We start from the raw sequence: 19,121 nt of genomic DNA, 5'->3' as shown, positions 1-19,121 counted from the left end.
CCTGAGGCGCAACCCTTCCCCATCCGGAATCGGTCGCGACCGCTCATTTGCGCATGATTCCCAAACCAGATCGAGTCAGGTCCGGGAAGAGATGCGCAAAGCGAGCGAAGAGATGCAAGTTTGCAACTCCCTGTCCCCCGGCATTGGTTAGCAAATCGGGATGCGCTCCGCAATCGGCAAAACAACGTATGCGATCGGCTTTGCGGTCGCAGAAGCCGACTGCCCCTTGAAATCCAAGGGGCTCAAACGCCCAGGGATTTCAACTTGCGGTGCAGAGCCGAGCGTTCCATGCCGACGAACTCCGCCGTGCGGGAAATATTGCCGCCGAAACGGTTGATCTGCGCGATCAGATAATCACGCTCGAACATTTCACGCGCCTCACGCAGCGGCAAGGTCATGATGTGGTGATCACCGCTGCCGGCGACCTTGGGCAGCATGTCCCCCAGATCCTGCGGCAACATATCGGCCGTGATCGGTGAGTCCGGACCATCACCACGCGCCAGGATCATCAGGCGTTCGATATTGTTGCGAAGCTGGCGGTTATTGCCCGGCCAGTCATTGGCTTGCAGCACCGCCATGGCGTCGTCACCGATACGGCGATTGCGGATACCGGCCTGCTCGGACACCTGCCGCATGAAATTATCGACGAGGAACGGGATGTCTTCGCGGCGTTCGGCAAGCGCCGGCACCTTGACCGGCACGACAGCAAGGCGATGATAAAGGTCTTCGCGGAAAATACCCTCGGCGATCAGGCTTTCGAGATTGTAGGCCGTCGACGAGATGATGCGGACATCGACCTTGACGCGCTTGGAGCCGCCAACGCGCTCGAACTGCTGTTCGACCAGCACACGAAGAATCTTGTTCTGCGTCTCGCGCGGCATCTCACCAACTTCGTCGAGGTAGAGAATACCGCGATGCGCCTCTTCCAGCGCGCCGATCTTGCGCGGCTGGCCGGGTGTGCCTTCGGTGCCGAACAGCGCCACTTCCATTCGATCTGGCGTAATCGTTGCAGCATTCAGCGCAACAAACGGACCAGCTCCACGCGCCGACTTCTTGTGGATCATGCGAGCCACCAGTTCCTTGCCGGAACCGGACGGGCCGAGGATCATGATGCGGCTGTTGGTCGGCGCCACCTTGTCGATTGTCTGGCGAAGTTGCGAGACTGCGACGGACGTGCCCACCAGTTCCAGCGCGTCACCGGTGCGTTTCTTGAGCTCGGTGACTTCGCGCTTGAGCTTGGAGTTTTCCAAAGCGCGCTCGGCAATCAGGATCAGACGATCCGCCTTGAAAGGTTTTTCGATGAAGTCGAAAGCGCCGCGCTTGATGGCGGAAACCGCCGTCTCGACATTACCGTGACCGGAAATCATCACCACCGGCAGATCCGGGTGGCGTGTCTTGATCTCGTCGAGCAAGGCCAGACCGTCAAGCCGAGACCCCTGCATCCAGATATCGAGGAAAACCAGACGCGGCACGCGATCCGAGATGGCGGCGAGCGCGCTATCGGCATCGTGCGCCGTGCGAGTTTCGTGCCCTTCGTCGGACAGGATGCCGGAAACGATATCGCGGATATCCGCCTCGTCATCCACGACCAGAATATCAGACGCCATAAGCTGCTTCCTTGTTCTTATCTTCTTCGGCGTCAGCGCCCTGCAAACCTGCCGCTTCGATGCGCGGCAACAGCACCCTGATCATGGCGCCGCGGCCATGATCGAATTCGACGGGTGCATCATGCAGTTCAAGCTGACCGCCATGTTCCTCAATGATCTTCTTGACGATCGCGAGACCCAGGCCGGTGCCCTTCTCGCGCATCGTCATGTATGGTTCCAATATACGGTGGCGGTTTTCCGCCGGCAGGCCGCTGCCATTGTCGATGATGTCGGCGCAGAACAGGTCGCGCGCTTCGTCATAGGCAGCCCGCACCCAGACCTTGCGGCCCTCGCGCTCCTGATCACCCGGCACCGCCTCGATCGCCTCGACGGCATTCTTGACGAGGTTGCCGAAAGCCTGTCCGAGCATGCGCGCATCGAACATGCCGATCAGCGGCGCATCGCCGAGTTCGCGCCCGAAATCCACATGGCTCGCGCCCATTTCCCGAAGGAAAACCGCGTCGCGCAGAATATCGCGCAGGTCGGCCTGTTCCTTGGCCGGCTTCGGCATGCGGGCAAAGGAAGAAAACTCATCGACCATGCGGCCGATATCCCCCACCTGTCGCACGATCGTATCGGTGCACTGGTCAAAGACCGCGCGGTCATCCTCGTTGATTTGCTTGCCGTAACGGCGCTTCAGACGCTCGGCGGAAAGCTGGATTGGCGTCAGCGGGTTCTTGATTTCATGGGCAATGCGGCGCGCCACGTCCGCCCATGCGGTGGATCGCTGGGCGATGACGAGATCGGTAATGTCATCCAGCGTTATCACGTAGGATTCACGGCTGGACCGCTGCTCCTCGCGCGTCACCTGTACCGACAGGGTTCGCTCCTTGCCGCCACGCATCAGATTGATCTGCTTGCGAAAATCATTGCGGGCGCGGAACGTAGCTTCTTTCAGAACCTGATCGATCTCGGGCGCCACGTCTTCGAGCCGCTGGCCGATCAGCTGATCGGCATTCACACCGAGAAAATGCTCTGCAGTCGGGTTGACGATGGTGACCTGGTGGTCGTCCTCGACGCCGATGACGGCGGCCGAAACACCGGACAACACCGCCTCGATAAAGCGACGACGGTCATCAACCTCATCCTTGGCTTCAAGGATTTCGTCTCGCTGGCTGCGGATTTCCGAAATCATCTTATTGAAGGTGCGCGACAGGCTGCCGACATCGCCATCAGCCGCACGAACCGGCACGACAACGTTGAGATTGCCCGCACCGACGCTGTCGGCCGCACTGATGAGAAGCCGGATGGGCCTGACGATGCGGTCGGCGACAGCAATGGCCGTCCAGATGGCGGCAAGCAGCACGATCAACGCAAAACCGATGTAGAGAACGGCAAAGGCGACCTGCAGAGACGTACGCCCGGCCTCCATCGACTGATATTCGTCGCGGTTTTCCTCCATCAGCCGCATCGCCGACATCACCTTCGGATCAACCGCACGAACGGTGTAGAGGAAGGAGCCGGGAATGGCATCGAACTTGATGACGGCACCGACGAGATTGGTCACGCCCGGCGGGATCAGAGTCGGCTGGCCTGCCGCGGCGGTGGCCAGCGCATCCGAAGGAATGGCCGGCAGCGGCCGGTCTGTCTTGATTTCGGCTTGCGCGATGGCATCACCGTCGTCACGCACAAGAAACGCGCCGAGCAGGCCACGGCCTTTGGCCTGGCGTGTCATCAGATCAACGAAGCCGGTGCGGTCGAGGTAGAACATCGGGCGATTGCGCTCGAGGTCGTTGGCCATCGATACAGTCTGGCCCTGAAGGTAGCTGGCATTTTCCAGCATATAGGCCTTGGCGACATCAAGAGACGACTGCACGATCGATTGCGTGCGCAGCGAAAACCAGCGGTCGAGGCCGACATTCAATGTCAGACTGGCAAAGATTGCGACGAGAACTGCCGGCGTGATGGCAACGATCGAAAACAGCACGACGATGCGCACATGCAGCCGGGCTGCGGCGCGTCCACGGTTGCGGGCCTTGACCAGACGAAACACTTCGCGGGCGATGAGGTAAATCAGACCGAGAACGAAAACCGAATTCACGCCCGCCGACGCGATGACCACATTGGTGGTCGGCGCGATCGGCGTCGCCCCCAGAAGGACGAGCAGGCTGACGATCGCGCAAATAAGCGCCCCGACGGCCAGCAGAAGTCCGGGCAAGGCAAAGGTAGCCCGCCGGTCCTGAACCAGAGCCGGTGAATCCTCGTCGGTCGAAGGCGTCAGGACGCCATCTGTCATAAGCCACTCCCGACGCCGCCTGGTGCGGAATCAATGAGACAATGAGAAACTCGGCACTCTGGGGAACACCGGGCCTGAAGGCCCTGTTGCAAGAATCGCCCGCCCGCCAGAAAACCTGAGCATGCGTGACCTTTAAGCAACGCAATGTGGCGAAAATGCAACGAATATGACGCGGGTGTCAACCCGCGCCGGCTCAGCTCGTGCGCGAGCTGCGATAGACGGAAACGCCAAGCTCGCGGATTTTCTTGCGCAACGTGTTGCGGTTCAATCCCAGCAGATCGGCTGCCTTGATCTGGTTTCCGCGCGTCGCAGTCAGTGCAGCGAGGATCAGCGGATATTCCATTTCCGTCAGCACACGGTCGTAAAGGCCGGGTGGCGGCAGGTTGTCGCCGAAGCTGGCGAAATAGCTGCGCATGTTTTCCTCGACCGCCTGCGAGATCGTCAGCGAGCCGGAACGCGCGCCCATCTTGTCGATCGGGCTATCCGGCACATCGGAACGCAGTTCGCTGTCGATGATTTCGCGGGTGATAACATCCTGTGGATAAAGTGCCATCAGGCGACGGATGAGGTTTTCCAGCTCACGCACGTTGCCGGGCCAGGCATACCCCTTCATCACGTCGAGCGCTTCGGTGTCGAAACGTTTGCCGTCCAGACCTTCCTTTTCGCCCATCTGCATGAAGTGGCGGACGAGATCGGGAATGTCTTCCGCACGATCACGCAGCGGCGGCAGCCGCAGCGGCACGACGTTGAGCCGGTAATAGAGATCCTCGCGGAACAGGCCCTGATTGATGAGGACTTTCAGATCCTTGTTGGTGGCGGCCACGATGCGAACGTCGGTGCGGATGGGGGTGCGCCCGCCGACCGTCGTATATTCGCCCTGCTGCAGCACGCGCAGAAGACGTGTCTGGGCATCCATCGGCATATCGCCGATTTCATCGAGAAAGAGCGTGCCACCCTCGGCCTGCTCGAAACGACCGGTGGAGCGGTTCTGCGCGCCGGTAAAAGCGCCCTTCTCATGGCCGAACAGTTCAGACTCAATCAGATCGCGCGGGATGGCCGCCATGTTGATGGCGACGAACGGGCCGTTGCGGCGCTTGCCGTAATCATGCAGCGCGCGGGCTACCAGTTCCTTGCCGGTGCCGCTCTCGCCGGTGATCATCAGCGTCAGGTCCGTCTGCATCAGACGAGCAAGCACGCGGTAGATTTCCTGCATGGCGGCGGAGCGGCCGACCAGCGGCATGCCGTCCTGCGCATCATCGTCCAGCTTGGCCGGCTTCTTCTTCGGTTCGGCCAGCGCACGTCCGATGATGGCGATCAGCTCGGTGAGGTCGAACGGCTTTGGCAGGTAATCGTAGGCGCCCTTTTCCGACGCCTTGATGGCGGTCATGAAGGTGTTCTGGGCGCTCATGACGAGAACCGGCAGATCCGGCCGCGCCTTCTTGATGCGCGGCAGCAGATCGAAGGCGTTTTCATCCGGCATGACCACGTCTGTCACCACCAGATCGCCGTCGCCGGCGGAAATCCAGCGCCACAGCGTGGCGGCATTCGAGGTGATACGCACATCATATCCGGCGCGGGTGAGCGCCTGGTTCAGTACTGTGCGGATGGCCGCATCATCGTCGGCGACAAGGATCGTGGCGGTCATTTTACGCTTCCTGTGGAGTTCAAGGCGACGGCGTCGTCAAATGCGCTGTCTTCCTTGTGCATGGGCATCAGAACACGGAACACGGTGCGGCGCGGCTGGCTGTCGCATTCGATGATGCCGCCATGGGCGCCGATGATTTTGGCCACCAGCGCAAGGCCGAGGCCGGAGCCATTGGTCTTGGTGGTGATGAACGGGTCGAAGAGATGCGGCAGAATGTCGGAGGGGACGCCGGGACCGTTGTCGATGACGCAGAATTCGAGCGGCAGCGAAATCTTTTCGCGCGTACCGGCGACGGACAGGCGGATGCCTGGACGATAGGCGGTGGTCAGCGTGATCTCGCCGTCCGACTGGCCGCCGATCGCCTCGGCTGCATTCTTGATGAGGTTGAGAAAGACCTGGATCAACTGATCACGGTTGGCATAGACGGGCGGCAGCGACGGATCGTACAGCTCCATGAACTTGATCTCGCGGGCAAAACCGGCCTTGGCCACCGCCTTCACGTGATCGAGCACCGAATGGATGTTCAGTGCCGTGCGATCGACCGGGCGCTCGTCGGAGAACACTTCCATGCGATCGACCAGCGAGACGATACGATCTGTCTCGTCACAGATCAGCCGGGTCAGGGCGCGATCCTCGTCCGGCACGGACGTTTCCAGAAGCTGGGCTGCACCACGGATACCAGAAAGCGGGTTCTTGATCTCGTGCGCCAGCATTGATGCCAGCCCTGTGACCGAACGCGCCGCGGCACGATGGGTCAGCTGGCGGTCGATCTTGTCGGCCATGGACCGTTCCTGAAAGACGACCACAACCGAACCCGGCTCACTGGTCACCGGCGCGACATAGAGGTCCACCAGTTTTTCCTGACCAAGCCGCGGAGACGACAGGTCTACCCGGTACTCATTGACCGGAGCCTTGCGCTCGCGCACCTGATCGATCAACGCCAGCAGCGGGCTGCCGAAGGGGATGAAGGTCGAGATCTTGTTCTTCGCCAGATAGGAGGCGCTGGAGCCGAAAAACGATTCGGCCTCCCAGTTGGCAAAAGCCACCTTGCCCTCGGCATCCACCAGGATAACGGGGTTCTGAACCGAGTTCAGCACCGCCATCGCCAGTGTATTGCCGGTCGCGTTGTCCTGCGGCGTCGGTTTCGACGTCATGCGGCAGCCTTCCGTTCAGGTTGCGGTGGTCGCAACAGCAATTCACGCAAACGCGAAACCACCACAGCGGGGTCACGCTCCACCATCATTGCCGCTTTGTCGGCAGCGTCGGTGTGTGGCGCATTGCAATCGAGATACCAGCCGAGATGTTTTCGCGCATGGCGCAGACCCGCCTCGCGACCGTAAAATTCGAGCATCATTTCGTAATGATGGCAGGCGATGTCGGCGATCGCATTGACCTCCGGCACATTTGCACCGGCAAGTGCGCCGACATGCCAGGGACGCCCCTGCGCCCCACGCCCGAGCATGACCGCATCGGCGCCGGAACGACGAAGAATATCCTGCGCATCTTCGGCACTTTGCACATCGCCGTTGGCGATCAGTGGAATGGTCAGCACGTCGCGCACCGCGCGGATCGCATCCCAGTCGGCCTTGCCTTCATAAAACTGCATGCGGGTGCGGCCATGAATGGTGACCAGTTGAACGCCTGCATCCTGCGCACGACGGGCAATTTCCGGCGCGTTGATGGAATTTTCATCCCAGCCAAGGCGCATCTTCAGCGTCACGGGCACCTTTACGGCCTTGACCGTCGCTTCGATCAGCGACAGCGCATGGTCCGGATCGCGCATCAGCGCCGAGCCGGAATAACCGCCCGTCACCTTCTTGGCAGGACAGCCCATGTTGATATCGATGATATCGGCGCCCTCGCCTTCGACGATTTTTGCCGCCTCCGCCATGAATTGCGCCTCGCGGCCGGCAAGCTGCACCATATGCGGCTTGATACCTGTGCTCTTCAGGCGCTCCCACGATTCGCCACGGTTACGCACCAGTTCGCCACTGGCAATCATCTCTGTCACGACAAGGCCTGCACCATGCTGCCATGCCAGTTGCCGGAACGGCAGATCCGTCACTCCGGACATCGGCGCCAGCACGACGCGGTTGCGTATGGCGACAGGCCCGATATGGAAAGGGTCTGCAAGATCGACGACACTCAATTGATGATCTTTCGGGCACATTGGTGGGCTGCACTATTTTTATTCAGGCTTTGCGCGTTTGCCAAGAGCAATTCCAAGATTGCGTTATTTTTGAGCGACCTGCTGGAAATGGGTCTTTTGAGTCTATAGTGCTGCGCTGTCAATTATAATTCGAGCTATCGTCCGGGGACGACAAATCCATGACAATCGGCATCGTCATCGTAGCCGCGGGACGCGGCGAACGGGCCGGATCTCCGCAAGAGGGCCCGAAACAATATCGCCCGATCGGCGGACGCCCGGTCATTGCGCATACGCTGGAAACTTTTCTGAACTGGCACAGAAGCGGCCCGATCGTCACGGTCATCCATCCCGACGACGAGGGACTTTATGCCGCATCCGTATCGACCCTTCCGCGCGCGAAGGAAGTGCTGACGACATTTGGCGGCGATACCAGGCAGCGCTCTGTCTATGAGGGATTGCGCGCGCTCGCGGCCACCGGTGCGACACATGTCATGATCCATGACGCAGCGCGGCCCTTTGTCGATCTCGCGCTGCTGGACAGAATCGCTGCCACGCTCGATGCCGGTCATGACGGTGTTCTGCCGGCAATGTCGGTGGCCGACACGCTGAAACGCGGTGGAGCCGATGGCCTGGTGCATGAGACCGTTCCACGAGCCGGCCTCTATGCTGCCCAGACGCCGCAGAGTTTTGCCCTCAACGAGATCCGATCAGCACACGAGAAGGCCGCAGCGCTGCGCCGCGACGATTTTACCGACGATGCATCGATTGCCGAATGGGCCGGCCTGCCGGTGGTTCTGATCGAAGGTTCGGCCGACAACATCAAACTGACAGTGAAACGGGATATAGAAATGGCAGACGAGCGGCTTTCCAGACAGGCGACACGGATGCCCCTGCCCGACGTGCGCACCGGCAACGGTTACGACGTGCACCAGCTCGTGCCCGGCGACGGCGTGACACTGTGCGGTGTCTTCATGCCGCATGATCAGAAACTCAGCGGCCATTCGGATGCCGACGTGGCCTTGCATGCGCTGACCGACGCGCTGCTGGCCACCTGTGGTGCCGGCGATATCGGCGATCACTTTCCTCCGTCCGACATGCAGTGGAAGGGGGCCGCGTCGCGTATCTTTCTCGAGCATGCGGCAAAGATCGTGCGCGAACATGGCGGCACAATCATGAATGCCGACGTTTCCCTGATCGCTGAAGCCCCCAAGGTCGGCCCGCACCGGGAAGCGATGCGCCGCAATCTTTCCGAGTTTCTTGACATCGACATGGAGCGTTGTTCGGTGAAGGCGACAACCAATGAGACGATCGGTTTTGTCGGCCGCCGCGAAGGCATTGCTGCGATCGCAACTGCGACCGTCGTCTTCCAGAAGGATTGAGATGAGCCTGTTTCCGCCGGATATCAAAGCGACAGCCGCAAAGATCATCGCCGAGTTTACGGCGAAAGGCTTGATGGTGGTGACGGCGGAATCCTGCACAGGCGGCTTGATTGCCGGTGCACTGACCGAGATTGCCGGCTCCTCCACCGTCGTCGACAGAGGGCTGGTGACCTATACCAATGAAGCCAAGGCGGAGATTCTCGGCGTCAGCAACGAGACATTGAAGACGTTTGGTGCCGTGTCTCGCGAAACGGCCCTGGAAATGGCCGCCGGTGCCTTGAAGAATTCTCGCGCACAGATCTCCGTAGCCGTTACCGGCATAGCTGGTCCGGGTGGCGGGTCTGATGCAAAACCCGTCGGCCTCGTGCATCTTGCCGCCGGCAATCGCGACGGCAAAACCATTCACCGTGAAATGCGCTTTGGGGATATCGGCCGAAGCAGCGTGCGACTTGCCACGCTGCGTACCGCATTCGAAATGCTTCAGGACATCGCCGACGCCTGATCGTCAGGCGTAGATCTTGTCGGCCCGCGTTTCGAATGCTTCAGCAAACATGCGGAAGGCGCGGTCGAACATCGAGCCCATGACGGCACCCAGAATCATGCTCTTGAATTCGTAATCGATGAAGAAATGGACTGTGCAGCCGCCCTGCCCGTCCGGTTCGAACCGCCAGCGGTTGTCGAGATATTTGAACGGCCCTTCGATATATTTCACATCGATGACCCGCTCGGCCGGATTGAGGAGAACCTGGGTGGTGAAAGTTTCCTTGATCGCCTTGTAACCGACCGTCATGTCGGCAACGAGCAGTTCCTTGCCATCGCGCTCCTTGCGCGTGCGGACAGTGAGCGCCTCGCAGAGCGGCAGAAACTCGGGATATTTCTCGATGTCGGCCACGAGCGCGTACATCTGTTCAGGCGAATGGCGGACCGGGCGATGATTTTCGAACTTGGGCATGGTGAGCAGTTAAGCGCGCCGTTTGCGAAGATCAAGCGCGAGAACACATAAAGGCGTGCGTTTTCAACGCCGCATCTCCGCCATCATAAGTGGGAACAGTCAGCAACACTGACTGTTATTTTAACATATGCTCACATATTAACCATTGCATCCCAAAAATGTGGTTTTGGGAGCTCGCGGCCCTGATCCAAACACAAAATCTCGCGTAAAAAGCGCAATAGAAACTCAAACACCGGAATGACTCCGGAAGAAGAAGCACATGGACGACTTTACGCAGATCATGAAAATGCTCGAATCGGCACGGCAACTGGCCGACATGAACCAGTTGCCGCTCCTCGTCTATCTGATCGAAGTGGCGAAAGCCGAAGCGCGCGGCAACCGCTTCGATCTGCGCGAAAAGAAGCGCGGTGAAGCGATCGCCGGCAAGGGTGCTGCCGGCTAGAAAACCTACTCGGCCGCCGCCAGAACCTTCTTTTCGCGCGCCGCCCTCAGACGCGCAAAATCGTCACCGGCATGGTGCGAGGAGCGCGTCAGCGGGCTGGAGGCAACCATCAGAAAGCCTTTGGTGTAGGCGACAGTCTCGTAGGACTTGAACTCTTCCGGCGTGACGAACTTTTCGACCTTGTGATGCTTGCGCGTCGGCTGGAGATACTGGCCGATGGTGAGGAAATCGACGTCAGCGGTTCTGAGGTCGTCCATCAGCTGCAGCACTTCATTGCGCTCTTCGCCAAGGCCAACCATGATGCCGGACTTGGTGAACATGGTCGGATCCAGTTCCTTCACCCGCTGCAGCAGGCGCACGGAGTGGAAATAACGCGCACCGGGGCGCACCGTCAGGTAATTGCCCGGCACCGTTTCCATATTGTGGTTAAAGACATCGGGCTTGGCGGCAACGACACGCTCCAGCGCACCCGGCTTCTTCAAAAAGTCCGGCGTCAGGATCTCGATCGTCGTCAGCGGTGAAGCCGCACGGATCGCCCAGATCACCTTTTCAAAGTGCTCGGCACCACCATCGGCCAGATCGTCACGGTCCACCGAGGTGATGACGACGTGGGACAGGCCCATTTCCTTCACCGCCTTGGCGACGTTTTCCGGTTCGGCCAGATCGAGTGCGTTGGGCTTGCCTGTGGCGACATTGCAGAAGGCACAGGCGCGGGTACAGATTTCACCCATGATCATAAAGGTGGCGTGCTTTTTATCCCAGCACTCACCGATGTTGGGACAGCCCGCCTCTTCGCAGACCGTGACGAGCTTGTGCTCCTTCACGATCGAGCGGGTTTCCTGATAACCCTTGGAGACCGGCGCCTTGACGCGGATCCATTCGGGCTTGCGCAGGACCTCGGTATCCGGCCGGTGCGCTTTTTCAGGGTGACGGATGCGCTTCTCTTCCGAGAGCGACGTCCTGTCGAGAATTGTGACCATGTTAGACTGTTCCTCCGCCGCTTGGACCTGCGACCCCCGTCAACGCCTGACGAGTTTGGCGACAAATAGCAAAATGCAAGAACCGACGAAACCCTGCACAAGGTAACCCAGCCATCCGCTGGCGACATGGATGTTGGCACTGTCGAAGATGGCATTGGCCAGCACCGCGCCGACAATGCCGATGATGATGTTCATGAATATGCCAAACCGCATATCCATTAGCTTGCCGGCGAGCCAGCCCGCCAAGCCCCCGATAATGATTGCTGCAAACCAGCCGACGCCCATTCCATTCTCCTGATATTCAAAGCCCAGATATGGTTAGGGCTTCATCCGGGCACAATGCCGGATGAAGCCCCGCAATATCAGGCGTTCAGCACGCGACCATAGGCGTCCAGCACGCTTTCCTTCATCGATTCCGAAATGGTCGGATGCGGGAAAATCGTGTGCATCAGGTCTTCTTCGGTCGTTTCCAGGTTCATGGCGACGACAAAACCCTGGATCAGTTCGGTGACTTCCGCACCGACCATGTGGGCGCCGAGCAGTTCGCCGGTCTTCTTGTCGAAGATCGTCTTGACCATACCCTGGTCTTCGCCGAGCGCGACAGCCTTGCCGTTGGCCGCAAAGGAGAAGCGGCCGACGCGAATGTCGCGGCCCTGTTCCTTGGCCTTGGCTTCCGTCAGGCCAACCGAGGCGACCTGCGGGTTGCAATAGGTGCAGCCCGGAATCTTGCTCTTGTCGGTCGCATGAACATTCGGAAGGCCGGCGATCTTTTCGACGCAGACGACGGCTTCATGCTCTGCCTTGTGGGCGAGCAGCGGACCACCAGCAACGTCGCCGATCGCGTAGATGCCGGGAACGTTGGTCTTGCCGTAACCGTCGATGACGATGAAACCACGGTCGGTCTTCACGCCAGCGGCTTCGAGGCCGATGTTTTCGATGTTCGCCTGAACGCCGACAGCCGAGATCATCCGGTCGGCGGTGATCTTTTCAGACGAACCGTCCTTCTTCTCGATGGTGGCGGTGACGGAGTTCGCACCCTTCTCGATCTTGGCGACCTTGGCCTCGAGAAGGATCTTGATGCCCTGCTTTTCGAACTGCTTTTTGGCGAAGGCGGAGATTTCCGCATCTTCGACCGGCATGACCTGGCTCATGATTTCGACGACGGTGACATCGACGCCCATGGTGCGGTAGAAGGAGGCGAATTCAATGCCGATGGCGCCCGAGCCCATGACCAGCAGCGACTTCGGCAGTTCTTCCGGCTTCATCGCTTCAAAGTAGGTCCAGATCAGCTTGCCGTCCGGCTCGATGCCCGGCAGCGCGCGCGGACGAGCACCGGTGGCAACGATGATATGCTTGGCGGTATAGGTGCCCTCGCCCAGCGTGTTCTTCGGCACCGGCCCCTGCGGCTCGACGACCGGCTTGGTGGATTTGCCGACAACGATCTCGCCCGGCTTGGTGATCTTCGCTTCACCCCAGATGATGTCGATCTTGTTCTTCTTGAACAGGAAGCCGACGCCGTTGTTCATGCGCGCCGCAATGCCACGCGAACGCGCGACGATCGCCTTGACGTCCGGCTTGATCGAGCCTTCCAGCGTCAGGCCGTAATCCTTGGCATGGGTGGCGGTGTGGAGCACGTCGGCGGAGCGCAACAAAGCCTTGGTCGGAATGCAGCCCCAGTTGGAGCAAATGCCGGCAAGATGCTCGCGTTCGACGACGGCAACCTTCATGCCGAGCTGGGCTGCACGGATAGCCGCGATATAACCACCGGGGCCGGAGCCGATTACGATAATGTCATAAGCGTTGGACATGAGCGCTTCCAATCCTCTTTTGTCATAGGCCGCAGGCGGATGCCCGAAGCCTTTGGGGATGAAAAGCGCCCGGCGTCATACCGCCAGCTTGATCGCTTCCGCTTCTGGTTCAGGCTGAACCAGCATCCCGTAGATTTCATCCTTGAGCCGCATCCGCTTCTTGCACATATCCATGAGCAGGTTGGCGTCAGCAGGCTCGCTGCTTGTATTGGCTTTGAAAACCTTCCGGTTCAGGTCTTCGTAACGCCGGCAGAGGTGGGCAAAATGCCCATCGATCTGCTGGAGATGGCGCATCAGCGCCACAAAGTCCGGAAATTCCTCAGCCAGTTCATTCGGCGTCTCAGACATGACCCACGTCCCGTTTGGTTCGAAAGGCCCAAGGCTAGGTCCGCCGCAAATTTCCTCCGTTGATCCAGATCAAAGACCAAGCATCATGCGTACGATCGGCTCCAGACCGCGACCAATTGCGCGCGTATGGTCCACCGTCAGATGCACACCATCGATCGGACTGGTCCTGGCAACCGAGCCCGCATCGAAGAAGCCGCAACCAAGATCGTCCGCCAGATCGCGATAGAGCGATGCCAGCATGGCCGATTGTTCGATACTGCCGCGAAAGATCGCCGAAAATATCGGATCAGCCGTTTCCGCAAGCGGCGGCGGCGAAACGATCAGGATATCCGGTGCGTCGTAGTCAAACGAATATTCGTGGTGGCGGATCAGACCGACCAGACGCTGAATACCGGCCCGCGCCGCATGCGCCGTCCCGGCGATCACCGGCTTCATGTCGTTCGTGCCAAGCATGATGACGACGAGATCGAGCGGTTGATGCGAATGCAGGATCGTCGGCAGGTTCTTGACGCCGTTGCGATCGCAATCGGCCAGATGATCATCATAACCGGTGGTGCGGCCGTTTAGGCCTTCGGCAATGACGGTAACACCTTCGCCGAGAGCCGCATCCAGAACGCTTGGCCAGCGATCTTCGAAAGCATGACGGCCACGACCTTCCGGGTCGTAACCCCAGGTAATGCTGTCGCCGAAGCAGAGAACGGTTTTCATATTGTCCATATGCCAGTCATTCCCTGCGAGCGAAGCTCAATACGAACAACCCGAAAGCTGCTACGTTGATCACTTGCCCTTCATCAGCGCCTCAACCTGACTTTCAAGCTCGGCAATCCGATCCTCAAAGTCACCGGTAATGAATTTCGACATCATCGTGTCTGCGGTCAGAGCATTTCGAATGCTCTTTTGACCTGTATCGAGCTTATGCAATTGCTGCTTTATATCTGCGATATCGCTGCGAATTTCTCGCAGCATCGGCACGATCATGTCTGCAAGTTCATTCGCCATCGAATACGCTCCTTCGCGCTTTCTGACTGTCGCTCCATCTCCAAATATGGATATAGAACAGCCAAAAGTCACGATCGAGTTGTAAAGCGTCGGCGACACCCACCAGGCGAAACAGGCCGCGGCTTTCACCGCGGCCAAAACACCACTACACCAGCATCGACATCGGGTTTTCGATGTAGCGCTTGAACGCGGAAGCCAGTTCCGCGCCGAGTGCACCATCGATGACGCGGTGGTCGAAGGCAAAGGTTGCCGTCATCACCGTGCCGACCTTGATCTCGCCGTTCTTGACGACCGGCTTCTCGACGCCGGCGCCGATCGACACGATCGAAGCCTGCGGCAGGTTGACGATCGACGTGAAGTTGGAGACGCCGAACATGCCGAGGTTGGACACGGAGGTCGTGCCACCCTGGTACTCTTCCGGCTTCAGCTTCTTGTCGCGGGCGCGCTTGGCCATGTCCTTCACCTCGTTGGAGATGACCGACAGGGATTTTGTTTCCGCCTTGCGAACGATCGGCGTGATCAGGCCATCCGGGATCGACACCGCAACGCCAACGTCGGCGTGTTTGTGCAGAACACGAGCGGTCGAGGTCCACGAGGCATTTGCCATCGGAACATCGCGCAGTGCAAGCGCCATCGCCTTGATGATGAAGTCGTTGACGGAAAGCTTGAAGGCCGGGACCTCGCCCTTTTCCGTCTTCTTCACCGGCGCCGACTTGTTGATCTCGGCTCTGAGCGCCATCAGCGCGTCGAGCAGGCAATCCATCGAGATCGTGTAGGACGGAACCGTCTGGGTCGACTCGGTGAGGCGTGCGGCGATCGTCTTGCGCATGCCGTCATGCGGCAGCAGTTCGTAGGAACCTTCCGCAAACAGCTTCAGCACGTTGTCGTCCGAAGGACCCTTGGCAGCGGCAGGGGCCGAAGCCTGAGACGCAGTCGCCGGAGCGGCCTTCGCCGTACCACCGGCAGCAGCCTTCTCGATATCGGCCTTGACGACACGGCCATGCGGGCCGGTGCCGGTGACGGCAGACAGGTCGAGACCGGCTTCCTTGGCCAGGCGACGGGCAAGCGGCGACGAGAAGACGCGCTTGCCATCTGCAGCAACCGGTGCAGGTGTCGACGGTGCCGGAGCAGCATCGGTCACCGGCTTTTCGGCCTTCGGAGCGTCTGCAGCCTTTTCAGCCGGAGCAGCTTCTGCCGCAGGTGCGGACGAACCCGCACCTGCGGCAGCGGCCGCAACGTCTTCGCCTTCTTCAGCGATGATGGCGATCAGGGCGTTGACCTTGACCGCTTCGGTGCCGGCCGGGACAACGATCTTGGCGATCACGCCCTCGTCCACGGCTTCCACTTCCATCGTTGCCTTGTCGGTTTCGATCTCGGCGATCACATCGCCGGACTTGACCTTGTCGCCTTCCTTGACCAGCCACTTGGCGAGGTTACCCTCTTCCATGGTCGGAGAAAGGGCAGGCATGGTGATGTTGATAGGCATCGTATCACCCTTCCTTACTTGTAGCAGACGGTCTTCACCGCCTGAATGACTTCATCGACATTCGGCAAGGCCAGCTTTTCAAGGTTGGCAGCGTACGGCATCGGAACGTCCTTGCCGGCGATCGTCAGAACCGGCGCATCGAGATAATCGAAGGCCTGCTGCATGACGCGGGTGGCGATTTCCGTGCCGACCGAGTTCTGCGGGTAACCTTCCTCGACGGTGACGAGGCGACCCGTCTTCTTGACGGATTCGATGACGGTCGGAAGATCCATCGGGCGCAGCGTGCGCAGATCGATCAGTTCGACATCGATGCCTTCCTTTTCGAGTTCGGCAACAGCCTTGACCGCGTAGGTCATGCCGATACCGAAGGAAACGATGGTGACATCCTTGCCCTTGCGGTGGATGCGCGCCTTGCCGATCGGCAGAACAAAGTCATCCAGCTTCGGCACATCGAAATGCTGACCATAGAGGATTTCGTTCTCGAGGAAGACGACCGGGTTCGGATCACGGATGGCGGCCTTGAGCAGGCCCTTGGCGTCGGCAGCCGTATACGGCATGACGACCTTGAGGCCCGGGATCTGGCTGTACCATGCCGAATAGTCCTGGCTGTGCTGGGCGCCAACGCGGGCGGCAGCGCCGTTCGGACCACGGAACACGATCGGCGCACCCATCTGGCCGCCGGACATGTAGAGCGTCTTGGCAGCAGAGTTGATGATCTGGTCGATCGCCTGCATGGCGAAGTTGAAGGTCATGAACTCGACGATCGGCTTCAGGCCCGACATCGCAGCACCGACGCCGACGCCGGCAAAACCGTGCTCGGTGATCGGGGTGTCGATAACGCGGCGCGCGCCGAATTCCTGCAGCAGGCCCTGAGTGATCTTGTAGGCGCCCTGGTATTCGGCGACTTCTTCACCCATGACGAACACGTCGCCATCGCGACGCATTTCTTCGGCCATGGCATCGCGCAGTGCTTCACGCACCGTGGTGGAGACCATTTCCGTGCCGGCCGGAATGTCCGGATCAGCTGCAACCTCGATCTTCGGCTGCGCCGGAACCTTGGCGGCAGTCGGTGTTTCCTCGGAGGCTTCGCGAGCCTTGCCGGCAGCCGCATCAGAGGCAGCAGCCGGCGTTTCGGCATCGGCCTTCGGTGCTTCAGCCGAAACGGCATCGGCGCTCTCGCCATCGGCCAGAAGCACGGCGATCTTGGTGTTGACCTTGACGTTTTCGGTGCCGGCAGCGACCAGCAACTTGCCGATCACACCTTCATCGACGGCTTCCACTTCCATGGTTGCCTTGTCGGTTTCGATTTCAGCGATCACGTCGCCGGACTTGACGGTGTCACCTTCGTTCTTCAGCCACTTGGAGAGCGTGCCCTCCTCCATGGTCGGAGAAAGCGCGGGCATCAGGATATCGATTGGCATTATAGTTCCCTCCCCGCGATCACAGCAGAATGTCGGTGTAGAGCTCGGACGCATCCGGCTCGGGATCGTTCTGGGCGAAGTCGGCACTATCCGAGACGACGTCACGGATATCCTTGTCGATCACCTTCAGGTCTTCTTCGGTGGCCCAGCCGTTTTCGAGCACGCGCAGACGGACCTGTTCGATCGGATCCTGCTCGGAGCGCATCTTCTGCACTTCTTCCTTCGTGCGGTACTTGGCCGGGTCGGACATCGAGTGACCACGGTAACGATAGGTCAGCATTTCGAGAATGATCGGACCCTTGCCGGCGCGGCAATGGGCGAGCGCCTCTTCACCGGCAGCCTTGACGGCACGCACATCCATGCCATCCACCTGGATGCCGGGAATGCCGAAGCCGGAGCCGCGCAGCGAGTAGTTCGACTGCGCCGTTGCACGGGCGGTCGAGGTACCCATGGCGTAACGGTTGTTCTCGACGATATAGATGATCGGCAGTTTCCAGAGAGCAGCCATGTTGAAGCTCTCGTAGACCTGACCCTGGTTGGCAGCGCCGTCACCGAAATAGGCGACCGAAACAGAGTCATTGCCGCGATAGGAGTTCGCAAAAGCGAGACCGGTACCGAGCGAAACCTGCGCACCGACGATGCCGTGACCGCCGTAAAAATGCTTCTCTTTCGAGAACATGTGCATCGAGCCGCCCTTGCCGCGGGAATAACCACCCTGGCGTCCGGTCAACTCGGCCATGACGCCGCGCGCGGTCATGCCGGCTGCGAGCATGTGACCATGGTCACGATAGGCGGTGATAACCTGATCACCTTCCTTCTGGGCCATCTGCATGCCGACTACGACAGCTTCCTGGCCGATATAGAGGTGGCAGAAGCCGCCGATAAAGCCCATGCCGTAAAGCTGGCCGGCCTTTTCTTCAAAACGGCGGATGAGCAGCATTTCACGATAGGCGTGAAGCTCGTCTTCCTTGCCGAAATCCGGCGTGTTCTTGCCGGTAAATTCCTTGGAAACGTTCTTGGTTGCAGACTTTGCCGCGGATCTGCGGCCGGATGTAGACGCGGTTTTAGCAGGCGCCATCAATCCCTCCCTATGTACTGCGCTTATCGAAGTAGGGCCCGCCCAAGCCAATGTGGCGCGTCCCGGTTTCGAGGCGTAACATAGGGACAAAAGCACGCCCCAGCAATGCCATATTTGCATGGCTCACATGCTTGATAAACCTATGATTTATCAAGAAAAATCGAGATTAACTCAAATCAGGTTAAGTTAGCGACTGCCGTTAAAAATGACAATCTCGTCCGTGCGCGAGACATTCAGCTGGTAACGCGCCGTCTCGTCGAGCATATCCCGCTCCATGGAGCCATCACTGAGCAACGCGACCTGGCGCTCGAGCGCCTGACGTTTTTCAGTCAGCTTGGCAAGGTCGTCTGCGCGCAGCACGCGCTGGCGCTCGAATTCCTCCGTTGCGATCAACCCGAGATCACCATGGACGGAATGATAACCGAAATAGGAAAGAAAAGCGACGGTGATGGCCGGAAGGACAAATCGGCCCAGTTTTCTCTGTTTGTGATGTTTGGTCCACATGCTCGTTCCGAAATCCCGTCACGCAATAAACGAGTCGCAGGTTCGCAG

The 19,121-nt window shown here is 59.6% G+C and carries 19 protein-coding genes; 3 read left to right on the top strand and 16 right to left on the bottom strand.

All coding sequences use genetic code 11. The features are described from left to right. Window positions 1-242: 242 nt before the first annotated feature. The 5 genes from EDF70_RS11990 to dusB form a co-directional block, all read right to left on the bottom strand. Window positions 243-1,607 (bottom strand): sigma-54 dependent transcriptional regulator, encoded by a 1,365-nt coding sequence (locus EDF70_RS11990; RefSeq protein ID WP_132273523.1) that lies wholly within the window; start codon window positions 1,605-1,607, stop codon window positions 243-245. Beyond that, window positions 1,597-3,882, bottom strand: a complete 2,286-nt coding sequence (locus EDF70_RS11985; RefSeq protein WP_132273522.1) for a PAS domain-containing sensor histidine kinase — start codon at window positions 3,880-3,882, stop codon at window positions 1,597-1,599. Before EDF70_RS11985 ends, EDF70_RS11990 begins: the two co-directional genes overlap by 11 nt. Window positions 3,883-4,075: 193 nt before the next feature. Beyond that, window positions 4,076-5,527 carry a nitrogen regulation protein NR(I) gene (ntrC, locus tag EDF70_RS11980; protein ID WP_132273521.1) on the bottom strand — a complete coding sequence of 484 codons (1,452 nt, stop codon included), beginning with the start codon at window positions 5,525-5,527 and terminating at the stop codon, window positions 4,076-4,078. After that, window positions 5,524-6,681 (bottom strand): nitrogen regulation protein NR(II), encoded by a 1,158-nt coding sequence (locus EDF70_RS11975; RefSeq protein WP_132273520.1) that lies wholly within the window; start codon window positions 6,679-6,681, stop codon window positions 5,524-5,526. The genes ntrC and EDF70_RS11975 overlap by 4 nt, the downstream gene beginning before the upstream one ends. Continuing rightward, window positions 6,678-7,697 carry a tRNA dihydrouridine synthase DusB gene (gene dusB / locus EDF70_RS11970; protein ID WP_132273519.1) on the bottom strand — a complete coding sequence of 340 codons (1,020 nt, stop codon included), beginning with the start codon at window positions 7,695-7,697 and terminating at the stop codon, window positions 6,678-6,680. Before dusB ends, EDF70_RS11975 begins: the two co-directional genes overlap by 4 nt. Window positions 7,698-7,855: 158 nt before the next feature. On the opposite strand from dusB, the gene EDF70_RS11965 reads away from it, so the two are divergent. Both EDF70_RS11965 and EDF70_RS11960 read left to right on the top strand, forming a co-directional pair. After that, on the top strand, window positions 7,856-9,055 hold the full coding sequence (locus EDF70_RS11965) for a bifunctional 2-C-methyl-D-erythritol 4-phosphate cytidylyltransferase/2-C-methyl-D-erythritol 2,4-cyclodiphosphate synthase (protein WP_132273518.1): 1,200 nt from the start codon (window positions 7,856-7,858) through the stop codon (window positions 9,053-9,055). 1 nt (window position 9,056) lies between these two features. Further along, window positions 9,057-9,557: a CinA family protein gene (locus EDF70_RS11960; protein ID WP_132273517.1), complete on the top strand. Its 501-nt coding sequence runs from the start codon at window positions 9,057-9,059 to the stop codon at window positions 9,555-9,557. 3 nt (window positions 9,558-9,560) lie between these two features. Here EDF70_RS11960 and EDF70_RS11955 read toward each other — a convergent pair whose 3' ends face one another. Next, window positions 9,561-10,007 carry a type II toxin-antitoxin system RatA family toxin gene (locus EDF70_RS11955; RefSeq protein WP_132273516.1) on the bottom strand — a complete coding sequence of 149 codons (447 nt, stop codon included), beginning with the start codon at window positions 10,005-10,007 and terminating at the stop codon, window positions 9,561-9,563. A 259-nt stretch (window positions 10,008-10,266) separates the two neighbouring features. Here EDF70_RS11955 and EDF70_RS11950 point away from each other — a divergent pair, with 259 nt between their 5' ends. Then, entirely contained in the window at window positions 10,267-10,449 is a 183-nt protein-coding gene (locus tag EDF70_RS11950) for a hypothetical protein (RefSeq protein ID WP_132273515.1), read from the top strand. Between the two features lie 5 nt (window positions 10,450-10,454). Here the strand turns inward: EDF70_RS11950 and lipA are convergent, their stop codons facing one another. The 10 genes from lipA to EDF70_RS11900 form a co-directional block, all read right to left on the bottom strand. Continuing rightward, window positions 10,455-11,429, bottom strand: coding sequence for a lipoyl synthase (gene lipA / locus EDF70_RS11945; protein ID WP_132273514.1), 975 nt, complete (start codon window positions 11,427-11,429; stop codon window positions 10,455-10,457). Window positions 11,430-11,468: 39 nt separating this feature from the next. Continuing rightward, window positions 11,469-11,714, bottom strand: a complete 246-nt coding sequence (locus EDF70_RS11940) for a GlsB/YeaQ/YmgE family stress response membrane protein (protein WP_132273513.1) — start codon at window positions 11,712-11,714, stop codon at window positions 11,469-11,471. 77 nt (window positions 11,715-11,791) lie between these two features. Continuing rightward, on the bottom strand, window positions 11,792-13,237 hold the full coding sequence (gene lpdA, locus EDF70_RS11935) for a dihydrolipoyl dehydrogenase (RefSeq protein WP_132273512.1): 1,446 nt from the start codon (window positions 13,235-13,237) through the stop codon (window positions 11,792-11,794). A 75-nt stretch (window positions 13,238-13,312) separates the two neighbouring features. Then, window positions 13,313-13,585, bottom strand: coding sequence for a YdcH family protein (locus tag EDF70_RS11930; RefSeq protein WP_132273511.1), 273 nt, complete (start codon window positions 13,583-13,585; stop codon window positions 13,313-13,315). Between the two features lie 69 nt (window positions 13,586-13,654). Beyond that, window positions 13,655-14,293 (bottom strand): SGNH/GDSL hydrolase family protein, encoded by a 639-nt coding sequence (locus EDF70_RS11925; protein WP_132273800.1) that lies wholly within the window; start codon window positions 14,291-14,293, stop codon window positions 13,655-13,657. Window positions 14,294-14,362: 69 nt separating this feature from the next. Then, entirely contained in the window at window positions 14,363-14,584 is a 222-nt protein-coding gene (locus EDF70_RS11920) for a hypothetical protein (protein WP_132273510.1), read from the bottom strand. Between the two features lie 145 nt (window positions 14,585-14,729). Beyond that, window positions 14,730-16,070: a pyruvate dehydrogenase complex dihydrolipoamide acetyltransferase gene (locus EDF70_RS11915; RefSeq protein WP_132273509.1), complete on the bottom strand. Its 1,341-nt coding sequence runs from the start codon at window positions 16,068-16,070 to the stop codon at window positions 14,730-14,732. Between the two features lie 14 nt (window positions 16,071-16,084). Beyond that, window positions 16,085-17,491, bottom strand: a complete 1,407-nt coding sequence (locus EDF70_RS11910; RefSeq protein WP_132273508.1) for a pyruvate dehydrogenase complex E1 component subunit beta — start codon at window positions 17,489-17,491, stop codon at window positions 16,085-16,087. 19 nt (window positions 17,492-17,510) lie between these two features. Beyond that, window positions 17,511-18,569, bottom strand: a complete 1,059-nt coding sequence (gene pdhA, locus EDF70_RS11905; RefSeq protein WP_132273507.1) for a pyruvate dehydrogenase (acetyl-transferring) E1 component subunit alpha — start codon at window positions 18,567-18,569, stop codon at window positions 17,511-17,513. Between the two features lie 186 nt (window positions 18,570-18,755). Further along, the gene (locus tag EDF70_RS11900; protein WP_132273506.1) at window positions 18,756-19,073 is read right to left on the bottom strand and encodes a septum formation initiator family protein; all 318 of its coding nucleotides are present in this window, start codon (window positions 19,071-19,073) and stop codon (window positions 18,756-18,758) included. Window positions 19,074-19,121 lie beyond the last annotated feature (48 nt).

It is taken from the genome of Neorhizobium sp. JUb45, from assembly GCF_004343585.1.
Taxonomy (GTDB): domain Bacteria; phylum Pseudomonadota; class Alphaproteobacteria; order Rhizobiales; family Rhizobiaceae; genus Neorhizobium.
The sequence above is the reverse complement of the archived record's forward strand: the minus strand, read 5'-3'. Positions and strand labels throughout refer to the sequence as shown.

Bases quoted from the DNA above. Each gene is read 5' to 3' on its own strand.
- lipA (WP_132273514.1), bottom strand. From the start codon at position 11,429: ATGGTCACAATTCTCGACAGGACGTCGCTCTCGGAAGAGAAGCGCATC.
- EDF70_RS11960 (WP_132273517.1), top strand. From the start codon at position 9,057: ATGAGCCTGTTTCCGCCGGATATCAAAGCGACAGCCGCAAAGATCATC.
- EDF70_RS11900 (WP_132273506.1), bottom strand. From the start codon at position 19,073: ATGTGGACCAAACATCACAAACAGAGAAAACTGGGCCGATTTGTCCTT.
- EDF70_RS11990 (WP_132273523.1), bottom strand. From the start codon at position 1,607: ATGGCGTCTGATATTCTGGTCGTGGATGACGAGGCGGATATCCGCGAT.
- EDF70_RS11955 (WP_132273516.1), bottom strand. From the start codon at position 10,007: ATGCCCAAGTTCGAAAATCATCGCCCGGTCCGCCATTCGCCTGAACAG.
- EDF70_RS11930 (WP_132273511.1), bottom strand. From the start codon at position 13,585: ATGTCTGAGACGCCGAATGAACTGGCTGAGGAATTTCCGGACTTTGTG.
- pdhA (WP_132273507.1), bottom strand. From the start codon at position 18,569: ATGGCGCCTGCTAAAACCGCGTCTACATCCGGCCGCAGATCCGCGGCA.
- EDF70_RS11965 (WP_132273518.1), top strand. From the start codon at position 7,856: ATGACAATCGGCATCGTCATCGTAGCCGCGGGACGCGGCGAACGGGCC.
- EDF70_RS11920 (WP_132273510.1), bottom strand. From the start codon at position 14,584: ATGGCGAATGAACTTGCAGACATGATCGTGCCGATGCTGCGAGAAATT.
- EDF70_RS11940 (WP_132273513.1), bottom strand. From the start codon at position 11,714: ATGGGCGTCGGCTGGTTTGCAGCAATCATTATCGGGGGCTTGGCGGGC.
- EDF70_RS11975 (WP_132273520.1), bottom strand. From the start codon at position 6,681: ATGACGTCGAAACCGACGCCGCAGGACAACGCGACCGGCAATACACTG.
- EDF70_RS11950 (WP_132273515.1), top strand. From the start codon at position 10,267: ATGGACGACTTTACGCAGATCATGAAAATGCTCGAATCGGCACGGCAA.
- EDF70_RS11985 (WP_132273522.1), bottom strand. From the start codon at position 3,882: ATGACAGATGGCGTCCTGACGCCTTCGACCGACGAGGATTCACCGGCT.
- EDF70_RS11925 (WP_132273800.1), bottom strand. From the start codon at position 14,293: ATGAAAACCGTTCTCTGCTTCGGCGACAGCATTACCTGGGGTTACGAC.
- EDF70_RS11915 (WP_132273509.1), bottom strand. From the start codon at position 16,070: ATGCCTATCAACATCACCATGCCTGCCCTTTCTCCGACCATGGAAGAG.
- lpdA (WP_132273512.1), bottom strand. From the start codon at position 13,237: ATGTCCAACGCTTATGACATTATCGTAATCGGCTCCGGCCCCGGTGGT.
- EDF70_RS11910 (WP_132273508.1), bottom strand. From the start codon at position 17,491: ATGCCAATCGATATCCTGATGCCCGCGCTTTCTCCGACCATGGAGGAG.
- ntrC (WP_132273521.1), bottom strand. From the start codon at position 5,527: ATGACCGCCACGATCCTTGTCGCCGACGATGATGCGGCCATCCGCACA.
- dusB (WP_132273519.1), bottom strand. From the start codon at position 7,697: ATGTGCCCGAAAGATCATCAATTGAGTGTCGTCGATCTTGCAGACCCT.